The organism is Shewanella inventionis (genome assembly GCF_014641855.1).
Classification (GTDB): domain Bacteria; phylum Pseudomonadota; class Gammaproteobacteria; order Enterobacterales; family Shewanellaceae; genus Shewanella; species Shewanella inventionis.
On record NZ_BMII01000021.1, the window covers coordinates 66,569 to 78,910 of the forward strand.

General features: G+C 42.6%; 8 protein-coding genes and 3 tRNA genes. 4 read left to right on the forward strand and 7 right to left on the reverse strand.

All coding sequences use genetic code 11. From position 1 onward, the window contains the following. The first annotated feature begins 6 nt into the window (after positions 1-6). From IEW93_RS13290 to panP, 4 genes are all read left to right on the forward strand, one after another. Positions 7-2,094, forward strand: a complete 2,088-nt coding sequence (locus tag IEW93_RS13290) for an MtrB/PioB family decaheme-associated outer membrane protein (RefSeq protein ID WP_188739808.1) — start codon at positions 7-9, stop codon at positions 2,092-2,094. 318 nt (positions 2,095-2,412) lie between these two features. Then, the gene (locus IEW93_RS13295; RefSeq protein ID WP_188739833.1) at positions 2,413-3,567 is read left to right on the forward strand and encodes a sugar diacid recognition domain-containing protein; all 1,155 of its coding nucleotides are present in this window, start codon (positions 2,413-2,415) and stop codon (positions 3,565-3,567) included. 128 nt (positions 3,568-3,695) lie between these two features. Further along, positions 3,696-4,865: a glycerate kinase gene (locus IEW93_RS13300; RefSeq protein ID WP_188739809.1), complete on the forward strand. Its 1,170-nt coding sequence runs from the start codon at positions 3,696-3,698 to the stop codon at positions 4,863-4,865. Between the two features lie 205 nt (positions 4,866-5,070). Further along, positions 5,071-6,759, forward strand: a complete 1,689-nt coding sequence (gene panP, locus IEW93_RS13305; RefSeq protein WP_188739810.1) for a pyridoxal-dependent aspartate 1-decarboxylase PanP — start codon at positions 5,071-5,073, stop codon at positions 6,757-6,759. Between the two features lie 240 nt (positions 6,760-6,999). Here panP and IEW93_RS13310 read toward each other — a convergent pair whose 3' ends face one another. The 7 genes from IEW93_RS13310 to uvrC all read right to left on the reverse strand — a co-directional run bounded on the left by IEW93_RS13310 (position 7,000) and on the right by uvrC (position 12,339). Beyond that, positions 7,000-8,877: a methyl-accepting chemotaxis protein gene (locus IEW93_RS13310; RefSeq protein WP_188739811.1), complete on the reverse strand. Its 1,878-nt coding sequence runs from the start codon at positions 8,875-8,877 to the stop codon at positions 7,000-7,002. 184 nt (positions 8,878-9,061) lie between these two features. Further along, positions 9,062-9,193 (reverse strand): hypothetical protein, encoded by a 132-nt coding sequence (locus IEW93_RS22270; RefSeq protein ID WP_268237061.1) that lies wholly within the window; start codon positions 9,191-9,193, stop codon positions 9,062-9,064. Positions 9,194-9,261: 68 nt separating this feature from the next. Then, positions 9,262-9,347, reverse strand: a tRNA-Leu gene (locus IEW93_RS13315). 48 nt (positions 9,348-9,395) lie between these two features. Then, positions 9,396-9,469, reverse strand: a tRNA-Cys gene (locus IEW93_RS13320). A 41-nt stretch (positions 9,470-9,510) separates the two neighbouring features. Next, a tRNA-Gly gene (locus tag IEW93_RS13325) sits at positions 9,511-9,586 on the reverse strand. Positions 9,587-9,913: 327 nt separating this feature from the next. Further along, positions 9,914-10,462 (reverse strand): CDP-diacylglycerol--glycerol-3-phosphate 3-phosphatidyltransferase, encoded by a 549-nt coding sequence (pgsA, locus tag IEW93_RS13330; RefSeq protein WP_188739812.1) that lies wholly within the window; start codon positions 10,460-10,462, stop codon positions 9,914-9,916. 44 nt (positions 10,463-10,506) lie between these two features. Then, positions 10,507-12,339, reverse strand: a complete 1,833-nt coding sequence (gene uvrC / locus IEW93_RS13335; RefSeq protein ID WP_188739813.1) for an excinuclease ABC subunit UvrC — start codon at positions 12,337-12,339, stop codon at positions 10,507-10,509. Between the last annotated feature and the right edge of the window lie 3 nt (positions 12,340-12,342).

A 12,342-nucleotide genomic window follows, 5' to 3' on the forward strand; every position in this document is an offset into this window, starting at 1 on the left:
AACAACATGAAAACCAAATTGAATATCATTACCTTAGCGTTATTATCCAGTTGCAGTTTTGGTTTATTCGCACAGGGATACGGCTTGTCTAATGCGAAAACAGATAACGTTAAGTTTGATGCATGGCAATGCAAAAGCTGCGTAGTTGAAACAGGAACAACTGGCACTGTTGGTGCGGGTATTGCCTACAACAATGAAGATGACATTTATTCTGCCAATGCTTTTAACAGCAGTAATGAAGTTGCAGGCAAAGTTGACGCCGATATCCATTATCGCGGCGAAGAAGGCTATCAAGCCAATGTTGATGCCCATAATTTGGGCATGGACAATGGCCGCTTAGATATCGATGTCGGTCAGCAAGGTGTGTATAACATCAATGTTAATTACCGCACACTTGCTCATTATGAGTCGAACAATGCACTAAGCCCGTATCAACAAATCGGTAGCGACTACCTAACGCTGCCAGATAATTGGGAAACCGCAGGTTCAAGCTCTGACATGACTATGCTCAACAGTAGCTTAAATCCATTTGAGTTATCATTAAACCGTGACCGTTATGGCATGGGTGTTGAGTACCAAACTCAGTCAGTTTTTTCCACCTATGTGAACTTTCAACGTGAAGAAAAAACGGGCACAAAAACCACATCGGGTAGTTTTTATAATCAATCAATGATGTTAGCTGAGCCTGTTGACTACACAACAGACATCTTAAATGCTGGCATTAAACTTAAAGGCGACAACTGGTTTACTAGCCTCAACTACTCAGGCTCGGTGTTTAAAAATGACAACAACCAACTTGGTTTTGACAGTGCATTCAACCCAACCTTTGGTGCACAAACAAGCGGCTATATGTCATTAGACCCTGACAACGAAGCGCATACGGTTTCCTTATTAGGCCAATATAATCTAGCCAAAACAAACCTAAGCGGTCGTTTACTGGTGGGTCAAATGACCCAAGATCAATCACTCACCAGCATAGGTTATGGTTATGACTTACCGGCTGAAAGTATCGACGCCAAAGTCGATATTACCGGCTTGACATTAAAAGCAATGACTCGGCTTAATCGTGCTTGGCGAGTCAGTGCTAGTTATGACTACAACGACCGAGATAATAAAACACAAGTTGAACAATGGACTCAAATAAGCATCAATGATGTCACTGGAGAAGCGGCTTACAACACACCCTATGATCTCACGACTCATCGAGCCAAATTATCTAGCGACTATCGTATTACTCAAGGGATAAAACTGGATGCTGGATATGATTTTGAACGCGATGAACGCAGCTACCAAGATCGAGAAACCACAGACGAAAATACCCTATGGGCTCGAGTAGGAGTCAATAACCTTGAAATGTGGAATATGTGGTTAAAAGCAAGTGTTAGCCAACGTGACGGTTCAAAATATCAAGCATCACAGATATCATCATCTGAACAAAACACCCTGTTACGTCGTTACTATCTTGCCGATCGTGACCGCAGTCAAATTGAAGCTAGATTAAGCCATACGCCATTAAGTGACTTAACTGTCGACTTTGGTGCGCGCTATTCACTGGACGATTACACAGACACAGCAATTGGCTTAACAGAGTCAACTGACACCTATTATGATGTCAACGTCCATTACGCCATCAATGCAGATGTGTCACTCAATGCATTCTATAACCATCAAATCATTAAATCTGAGCAAGCTGGCAGTTCAAATTTCAGCATCGCCAATTGGCAGGCAGACATTGAAGACACCATTGATTATGTCGGTGCAGGCTTAAGTTACAACAACTTACTAGATAGCCGACTAAAACTTGGGCTAGATTATGCATATTCAGACTCAGACAGCACCACACAGGTAAGGCAAGGTATCACTGGCGAATATGGTGATTATTTTGCAAAAGTGCATAACATCAATGTATACGGTCAATATCAAGCAACAGACAACATGAGCCTGCGAGTTGACTACAAGATTGAAAAATATCTTGATAATGACGACGCCAATGACATAAACCCAGATACTATTTGGAACCTAGTCAGCTTTGGTAACATCGACCATGATTACACCGCACATATGATTATGCTAAGTATGAACTATCGCCTGTAACTAATAGATTGATTTTTAAGTAACAATAAATAAATACCAACATCTTACATGTTGGTATTTTTATTGGTTGCATAAAACGCTTGCAACCTAACGTGATTTAACATTATATTAACAACGTGAATAGCTTGTGATTAAAATTTGGGCAAACGGATGTTGCCCACATTTTCTTATTTACTCCCCCCTCCCCATTCAATACCTGAACATGATTGGTTATGATAAAATCATTACTCAGTTTTTGCGTTCTCGCATAGCAAACCAGCGCCAACTCTCAATTGATTATGCTTTTTGGCAAAAACACAACTGTTCCCTGAGGGCATTATGCTTCAAATAGATACCGACATTGCAGGCAAAATTGTCGACCGCACCATGCAAATTATTGGTCACAATATCAATGTCATGAACGCACAGGCCGTCATTCTCGGTTCTGGTGAAAAACATCGTATCGGCACCATCCATGAAGGGGCATTATTAGCCATCAGCCAAAACCGTAACGTTGAAATAAACCACACTATTGCCGCTAATTTGCAAGGTGCAAAACCCGGTTTAAACCTCCCCTTACACTACCAAGGGCAAGTCGTTGGCGCGATTGGTATAACCGGTGAACCAGAAAGCTTAAGTCACTATGGCGAGTTACTCAAAATGACCGCTGAAATGATCGTCGAACAAGCAAATTTACAAGAGCAACTCCAGTGGCAAAATCGCCAAAAAGAAGAGTTTATTTCGCAACTGATCCACGCCAGCGAAACAGAACTCCCCTCGTTAAAGCAATGGGCTTTGCAGTTAGGTATTGATTTATCGATGCCAAGAGTGGCTGCAATTATCGAATTAGACAGCAATAACCCGTCTTTTCAGCAAGATAATCAAGCCCTCAAACAAGTGATGTACTTACTGCAAAACCCAATGCGCGATAACCTAATCGCCATGACATCATTAACCCGACTTGTGATTTTAAAGCCCGCTTTTTTAGACGGTAAGCAATTTGACCCTGAACTTGAAAGCCAGCGCATCGACAAATTACTAAAACGCTTACCGGCTAATATGCAACTGAACTTACACATCTCATTAGGGCATTATTTTAGCGGTGAGTTAGGCATTACTTATTCTTACCGCACCGCCATAGAAACACTCGACATAGGAAAAAAATACCATCCAAATAAGAGTAAATATTTATACCAAGATTACAGCTTACAAGTGCTACTGTCAGGCTTACGTCATCATTGGCGTGGTAATGCCCTCGCTGGTCCGTATCAAAAATTGATCGAAGCAGATACCAACCAACAACTGCAAAAAACATTCGCAGCATACTTAGACCATTTAGGTGATCTACAAGCTTGCGCCAAAAGTTTGTTTATTCATCGAAATACATTGCGCTATCGCCTTGATAAAATACAATCAATTACTAATGTAGATTTACATAATTTCAATGGCTTACTCAGTTTGTACCTCGCACAACTTATCCACCAGCCTGAATAACTCCACCCCAATAAAACTGTGCATCTGCACAATAGCGAGCATAAAAACAACATCAACTTAGTGCAAAACAACAAAGCTATTTAGACCAAATGATTTATGATGAATAAAAATATTCATCAAGGTTCTATATGAAAATCGTTATTGCACCAGACTCGTTTAAAGAAAGCCTTAGTGCACTAGAGGTTGCTAACGCCATTGAGCAGGGATTTAAACATGTGTTTCCCAAAGCCGAGTACTGTAAAGTGCCCATGGCCGATGGAGGTGAAGGTACGGTACAAGCAATGGTCGATGCCACCGGTGGAAAAATCGTAACATGCCGGGTCACAGGGCCGTTAGGTGAACCAGTTGAAGCATTTTACGGCATTCTAGGACAACCAGATACCAACAGTCGACGTACGGCAGTAATAGAAATGGCTGCAGCATCAGGCCTTCATTTAGTACCGACAACTCAGCGAAACCCTCTGCTGACCACCAGTTTTGGCGTGGGCGAATTAATTGCAGATGCGCTTAACAATGGTATCAAGCATATTATTCTTGGCCTTGGCGGCAGTGCAACTAATGATGCTGGTGCCGGTATGATACAAGCGCTTGGCGCTAAGCTTACTGATGTTAATGGCCATGATATTGCTATGGGCGGTGCGGCATTAGCAACATTGCATAATGTTGACCTTGAGTTACTTCATCCTAGTATCAATGAATGTACAATTGACGTGGCTTGCGATGTCGATAATCCCTTATGTGGTCCTCGAGGCGCGAGCGCCATTTTTGGTCCTCAAAAAGGGGCGAGTTCTGACATGGTAGAACAACTCGACCAGGCTTTGGCTCACTTTGCCAACGTGATTAACAGACAAGATTCACCGCACATTAAACTCGGCTGTGAACATCAAGCAGGAGCAGGCGCTGCTGGCGGAATGGGCTTTGGGGTGATGGCATTACTCGCTGCAACCTTAAAACCTGGCGTCGACATTGTGACTGAAACCGTTCAGCTTGCAAAACATTGCCAAGATGCCGATTTAGTCATTACTGGCGAAGGCCGCCTTGATGGGCAAACAGTGTTTGGAAAAACCCCAATGGGCGTGCTTAATGTTGCTAAAAGATACAATGTTCCTGTTATTGGTATTGCTGGCTGCTTAGGTGATGATGCTGGCGCTATTGTGCAACAGGGGATGACAGCGATATTTCCAATCATTCCGTCATTACAGCCACTAGAGCAAGTATTGGCCGAGGCGCAAACAAACCTGACTCACACTGCGCAAAACATTGCTGCTGTTTGGTCATTATCCCTTAAGCGGATTTAACCTTATCGCCGATAATAAAACGTCTAACACCTTCGTGTTAGACGTTTTTTTATCGCTGTAATTTATCGCAAACAGGATAAATACTTGAAGCAATGCATGGCTTACAGTAAAGTTAGCACCCTCTTTTCGTTCATTGGGCATCGCAGTAGTTTTTTCACATAACCTATTGCCCATAACACGAAGTTTTCATCTTAACGGCAAGAAAATGACCTCTAAAATTCCACGTCAAGCACAGGCTTCTGAAGACAGTTTATTGCGTATTTTTACCGCGCCAGAAGACGCTACATCGACGTTAAGCATTATTGAACAGAGGTTATCTCAAGATTTAGCCGGATTTTTGGGTAACAGCATAGCTGCTTTAGAAAAACCGCTATCTGAGATTGAAACAGATTTTAATGCCTATCAAATTCCAATAGACCCAACATTTGTGTCTGATTATGCTGATGAAATCATGCAAAATCTGGTGGCTCATTCAGTGCACACTGCAGCACCAAGTTTTATTGGTCATATGACCTCAGCACTCCCCTATTTTGTATTACCGCTATCTAAGATGATGGTTGGGCTTAATCAAAACTTAGTTAAAATTGAAACATCAAAAGCCTTCACCCCACTTGAGCGTCAGGTGCTAGGCATGATGCATCACTTAGTGTATCAAGAGCCCGGCCGCTTTTATGACCAATGGATGCACAGTGCTAATCATTCGCTTGGCGCTTTCTGCTCTGGCGGCACAGTGGCAAACATCACCGCATTATGGATAGCCCGCAACCGTTTGCTCAAACCACAAGGTGATTTTAAAGGCATCACCCGCGAAGGTATGCCTAAAGCGCTGCGTTTTTATGGCTTTGACGACTTAGCGATTTTAGTGTCCGAGCGTGGACATTACTCTTTAGGCAAAACCGCTGATTTACTAGGCATTGGCCGCGACAATATTATCAGTATCGCAACAGATAAAAACAATAAAGTCGATGTTGATGCAATGCGCCAAGCCGCTAAAAAACTAGCGGCGCAAAATATTAAAGTGATGGCCATTGTTGGCGTAGCAGGCACAACAGAAACCGGTAGTGTCGACCCACTAACAGAGCTAGCAGAGCTGGCTGCCGAGTTACAATGCCACTTCCACGTTGATGCTGCTTGGGGAGGCGCTAGCTTATTATCTAACAAATATCGCCATTTACTGAAAGGCATAGAGTTAGCAGACTCTGTGACGATTGACGCCCATAAACAAATGTATGTGCCAATGGGCGCTGGCATGGTGATATTTAAAAACCCAGAACTGGCACAAGCCATTGTGCATCATGCTGAATATATTTTACGAGTGGGATCTAAAGATTTGGGCAGCCAAACGCTTGAGGGATCACGCCCAGGCATGGCCATGCTGGTACATGCTTGCTTGCAAATTATTGGCCGCGACGGTTATGAGATTTTAATTAATAACAGTTTGGAAAAAGCTCGCTATTTTGCATCTATTATCAAACAGCACCCAGAGTTTGAGTTAGTAACAGAACCTGAGTTATGTTTACTTACATATCGCTATGTTCCAAGTGCAGTACAACAGTTTTTAAACGATGCAGTGACAAACCAAAATGAGTCATTGGTATCTCAAGTCAATGAGCTTCTCGATGGCTTAACTCAATTTATTCAAAAGCATCAACGTGAGCAGGGAAAATCGTTTGTATCACGTACACGCATAAAACCGGCTAAATACTTCAGGCAACCCACGACAGTATTTAGAGTTGTATTAGCCAACCCGTTGACCAGCGAGCAAATTCTGCAAAACGTGTTAACAGAGCAAGTTGAAATCGCCCAATTAGATAATGAATATTTACCACAACTCATGGCGTTATTAACCTCAACTCTGGATAAGAGATGTATTGATAACGATATAAATCAATAGATTGACTTAAATCCACTGTCAAGCTTGTGATTTGTTTTGCTAACAAGGCGAATTAACGCGCCAATAGCTAGCCTATTGCAAGTTAATTCAACGCAGTGAGGAAGGCAAAGAACTGCTTGAAAGGCGTTTGTTATCCAGAGCAGAGGTTGATTAACATAAGTAACGCCATTTCCCACTAAAAATGCCCATTAATCGCTAAAAACAACCATCAATGGGCATCAAAAAATCAAGCTGTTAATGTTAAAAAGTAAACACTTCGACAGACGCCTTCAGTTGTGACGAAATGCCTTTAAGTTCTGTGGCAGTATGATTGTTACTTTGTGCACTGTCGAACGTGCCTTTGGCTAAATCATTTATCGCAACAATACTTTGATTGATTTCTGCCGCAACATGGGTTTGCTCTTCAGCAGCGGTGGCGATTTGGTTATTCATATCTAATATCAGCGACACCGATTGTAATATGGCCACTAACGCTTCATTTGCACTTGCTGAACGCGCCGCAGTACTTTGAGCGTTTTTCATATTCACTTGCATTAAGCTTACTGACTCTTTTGCTTCAGCTTGTAATTTACCAATCATATCTTGAATTTCACGAGTACTTTCTTTAGTACGATTAGCTAAACTCCTTACTTCATCCGCCACCACAGCAAACCCGCGACCATGCTCACCTGCCCTTGCAGCTTCAATGGCAGCATTAAGTGCTAACAGGTTGGTTTGCTCTGAAATGCTATCAATGACGTCTAAAATGCCACCAATTCGCTGCGTTTCTTGCTCCAATCGGGTCGTGACAGTAACGACTTTATCTAATCCGCCAACTAAAGTGGTGATTTCAGAATTCATTTCATTAACGATCTGAATCCCTCCTTCTGAAGACTTTTGCGCTTCATCTGCAGCCGTCGATGCCTGCAACGCATTACGTGCGACTTCATCGACAGTCACTGTCATTTCGTTCATTGCCGTCGATGTTTGTTCTAATTGATGCATTTGTGATTCTGAACTGCGACTCACATTCGATGCAGCGAAAGACATTTTTTCTGAAGACGTCATTAACTCAGCACTCGCCTCATTAATACGCTGCAGAGTTGAAGTAAGTTGCTTCACCATCACCAATGTCGCGGCATAGACTCCCGTTTCATCCCCGGTGCCAATCCCAGCCGCTGATAAATCCCCTTTTGCCACGCGTTTAACAATTTCTTCAATATCTGTCGGTTCACCACCAATGGGTCGGTACATTAAGCGGGTCACCAATATGTACGTCAACACCAAAGATGCCAATAGTGCCAGCAACGCAATACCCACGCTCAACATTAAATTTGCCGTTGATGCAGCATTAATCTTTTGCCAACGGTCCCAAGACCAAACACTCCAACCTAAGGTAGTTAATTTAGCATTAAGCGCAAAGTAATCTTCACCCTCTTGCTTATAGTTAATGCCAGTTGAGATACTGTTTTTAAAAGAGGCAAAATCAGGTTGCACATCAAATAAATTTTTCCCTATTTGCTCCGCATACTTAGACGCTAAAATAAACCCGTCCTCACGGCTCACATACAATTGACCATTGTCAGACAACCCAGCAATAAAATCAGTGATCGATTGCACGCCGATATTAACACACAATACAGCGAGGATTTTACCGCCACGAATAACAGGTACAGCAACCGCCATTACCGGTGTGCCAGTGCTACTAATGTAGGGTGTCGTTACTATGTATTGCTCGCCGGCGAAGGCTCTAACATACCACTCACGTTTCAACTCAACTGCACTAAAATTGGGGATCATACCATTTGGCAAATAGGTGACTCCGCTCTCGAGTCCAATATAAGCTTCCAATACGCCCAACTCCTTTTCCATATGGGCTAATTGGCGCTTAATCTCCTCAATATTAAGTTGTCCTTCAGATATCGGCATATTTGCAGCGACCAAAGATAAAGTATCAAAGTAACGCAGCATTCTTTGCTCTAGGGCGTCTGCAATCAGTTGAGCTTCATTACTTAACTTATCACTGTAATCATTCACCGATGACGCCTTAAAATTTAAATAGCTCACTGTCGTTATCAATAAAATCACAACAGCAAATAACCCACCAATAAAACTGACTAATTTTAACTTCGCGCTCATTGACACTCCTCATCACCGTCATATTTAAACGATGTCATTATTCGATATCTCAAATTAATCAATATAACTATAAGCTACTGGTAAAATTTGGTGAGATTTTTTATATCAGTAAAAGTGCTATCGGTAGAAACCCCAAAAAGCATCAAGGCTTGCCGAGGCGATAAAAGCAAGCCGATCAATTTACTTAAAAAGGAGTGTAACTAGGGTCTGTTGAAAAACCACTTGCACCTAAAGCATCGACTAATTGCTCAACCAGAGCGCGAGAGATTTCACCTTTCACCATTCTCTTAACAATAAACCCAAATTTCAGACACAAAAAAGCCCCGACTAATATCGAGGCTGATTCACAGCATACTTACGTATGTAATTTCTTACTATAAATAATGGTACCCGAGGCCGGACTTGAACCGGCACGCTTATTCAGCGAGGGATTTTAAATCCCTTGTGTCTACCGATTCCACCACTCGGGCAAAGTGTTGTTTTAACCGTTACGTAAAGTAACCATTAAATGCAATTCGTGGAGGCGCGACCCGGAGTCGAACCGAGATCGACGGATTTGCAATCCGCAGCATAGCCATTCTGCCATCGCGCCATCTTTAACCAACTTCAAATCCATCGGATAAGATAAGAAATTGGAGCGACATATCGGGTTCGAACCGATGACCTATACCTTGGCAAGGTATCGCTCTACCAACTGAGCTAATGTCGCCTATATAACTTTTACAATGCTTTATTACTACTGCTAGAAAGGTATCGTCTTTCAACCTATCCAACTGAACTAATATCGCCTATATAACTTTTGCAATGCTTTATTACTACTGCTAGAAAGGTATCGTCTTTCAACCTAACCAACTGACCTAATGTCGCATTTTAAAACTGGTAAACAGTGCTAATTAACGTTAAACCTTAAGGTTTGTTGTGGCTCATCACTTGTCTACGGGGAGGCATTCTACCGAATAAACCTCGTGTGTCAATTATTGATTTACGCAATTTTGACTGTTTGCGCACTAAATAAACTTATTGGGCTATTATTATGCTATTCAGCAGTTAAATCTTTCCAAGCTGCTGAAATATAACTCATCATCGACCAAAACGTTAACGCTGCAGCTACATAAAATAATGCAAAAGCAAGGTCGGTGAGGAGCTCGGTAGGCTTCCAAATCAATCCTACAATGGCAGCCATTTGCGCAGCTGTTTTGTATTTGCCTATCCAAGACACTGCCACAACGCCCCGTTTGCCTATTTCAGCCATCCATTCACGTAAGGCTGAAATCACAATTTCACGGCCAATCATAAACAATGATGCTAACGTTAAATACATATTGTCATTTTGCTGCACCAGTAACACCAGCGCAGTAGACACCATAACCTTATCTGCAACCGGATCTAAAAACGCACCAAAGCGAGTTAATTGACCCAACTTACGTGCAGCATAACCATCTAACCAATCGGTAAGCGCGGCAAGCCAAAAAATAAATGCGGCTACAAAGGGTGCCCATGTGTAGGGAAGATAAAAAACCACTACAAATACGGGTAATAGAGCAATACGAAATAATGTCAGTGCAATAGGTACATTAAACGGCATAAAAAGACCAATTTGTCAGAAGCAGCGCCAATCTTGCCTTAATTTTAGCCCCCTCGCAATGCATCGTGAATTGTTTGTGCCATTTCTAGGCTAATTCCAGGTACTTTAGTTAATTCAGCTACACTTGCGCCTTTAACTTCTTGGAGTCCACCAAGGTGCTGCAACAAGGCTTTACGTCTTTTAGGGCCAACACCAGCGATAGATTCGAGTGTCGACGTGTTACGCGTTTTTTGGCGTTTGTTACGATGACCAGTAATTGCAAAACGATGCGATTCATCCCGAATATGTAAAATGAGGTGAAATGCAGGGGAGTCGCTAGGGATCTCAAAGGTTTGCTCACTGCCGCCGACGGTAAAGGTTTCTAAGCCGGCTTTACGGCCCTCGCCTTTAGTCACACAAATTAATAAAGGTGGGTTATCAATGTTAACGCACTTTTCATCGACTATGGTTTGCGCCACTCTAAGCTGGCCAAGACCACCATCAATAAACAGTAAGTCAGGTACTTTGCCATTATTGTCGATTTTATCAAACCGGCGGCTAATGGCCTGCTCCATTGCGGCATAATCATCGCCACCGGTTATGCCGGTAATATTGTAGCGACGATAATCGGCTTTATGTGGCCCTTCGCGGTTAAATACCACGCAAGATGCCACCGTACTTTCACCCATGGTATGGCTAATGTCGAAACATTCCATACGCTTAATTGGTTCGTTAAGCTCCAGCGCCTCTTCCAATAATTGAAACCGCTGTTCAACCGTATTTTTGTGAGATAACCGTGTAGCGACTGCATTGCTGGCGTTTGTCATGGCTAAGCGTAAAAAATTCGCTCTATCGCCACGCACTTGGGTCTTAAGTTCAAACTTTTTATCAAGGGCATGTTCTATTGATGCTTCAAGCTCTTTAATACCGTCAAAGTGGTGGCTTAGTATCACCTCTTTAGGAATGGTGCGTTGAATATCGGCGTTGAGGTAAAATTGCCCTAAAAATGATGACAGTACTTCTTCAATGTCGGTTTCAGCAGGCACCGAAGGATAATAACTGCGACTGCCAAAGATTTTACCATCACGAATAAATAACAAATGAAAACAAGCAATCCCCGAGGCATAGTCCACCCCGATAACATCCATATCACCTTTATGGTTAGACACTTCTTGTTGCTCAGCCACGCGCCTCAGTGCGGTAATTTGATCGCGGTACTGCGCAGCTTGTTCATAGTGCATATCAATTGCAGCCGCTTCCATTTTGGCCACCAGCTGACTAATAACCTGCTTGTCTTTGCCGCGTAAAAACAGTCCTGCCAGCTTTACCTGTTCACTGTATTCTGCGTCGCTAACAATACCGACACAAGGCGCACTGCAACGGTCTAGTTGGTACTGTAAACAGGGACGAGAACGCGATTTATAATATAGGTCATCACATTGGCGAATAGGAAACAGCTTTTGCATTAAGTGCAAGCTTTCGCGCACCGCACCGCCATTTGGATACGGCCCAAAGTAATGGCCTTTTTCACGTTTTGGGCCACGGTGATACGCTAATCTTGGGTGTTTATGACCACTGAGTAAAATATACGGATAAGACTTATCGTCGCGCAGTAGCACATTATACTTAGGCATGTACTGCTTGATGTAGTCGTTTTCAAGTAATAATGCATCGGTTTCACTGTGAGTGACAGTGACATCGATATGATCAATATGGCTAACTAAAGCCTGAGTTTTAACACTGGGGATGTTAGCGCGAAAATACGAGCTTAGGCGCTTTTTGAGATCTTTAGCTTTACCAACATAAATGACCTGTTGGTGTATATCGTACATTCGATATACACCCGGTGAGCTGGTGACGTTTTTTAAAAAAGATTTGGCATTAAAACCACTAGACATGAT

Coding starts and splice junctions, on each gene's coding strand:
- IEW93_RS13290 (WP_188739808.1), top strand. CDS start 7: ATGAAAACCAAATTGAATATCATTACCTTAGCGTTATTATCCAGTTGC.
- IEW93_RS13295 (WP_188739833.1), top strand. CDS start 2,413: ATGCTTCAAATAGATACCGACATTGCAGGCAAAATTGTCGACCGCACC.
- IEW93_RS13300 (WP_188739809.1), top strand. CDS start 3,696: ATGAAAATCGTTATTGCACCAGACTCGTTTAAAGAAAGCCTTAGTGCA.
- panP (WP_188739810.1), top strand. CDS start 5,071: ATGACCTCTAAAATTCCACGTCAAGCACAGGCTTCTGAAGACAGTTTA.
- IEW93_RS13310 (WP_188739811.1), bottom strand. CDS start 8,877: ATGAGCGCGAAGTTAAAATTAGTCAGTTTTATTGGTGGGTTATTTGCT.
- pgsA (WP_188739812.1), bottom strand. CDS start 10,462: ATGCCGTTTAATGTACCTATTGCACTGACATTATTTCGTATTGCTCTA.
- uvrC (WP_188739813.1), bottom strand. CDS start 12,339: ATGTCTAGTGGTTTTAATGCCAAATCTTTTTTAAAAAACGTCACCAGC.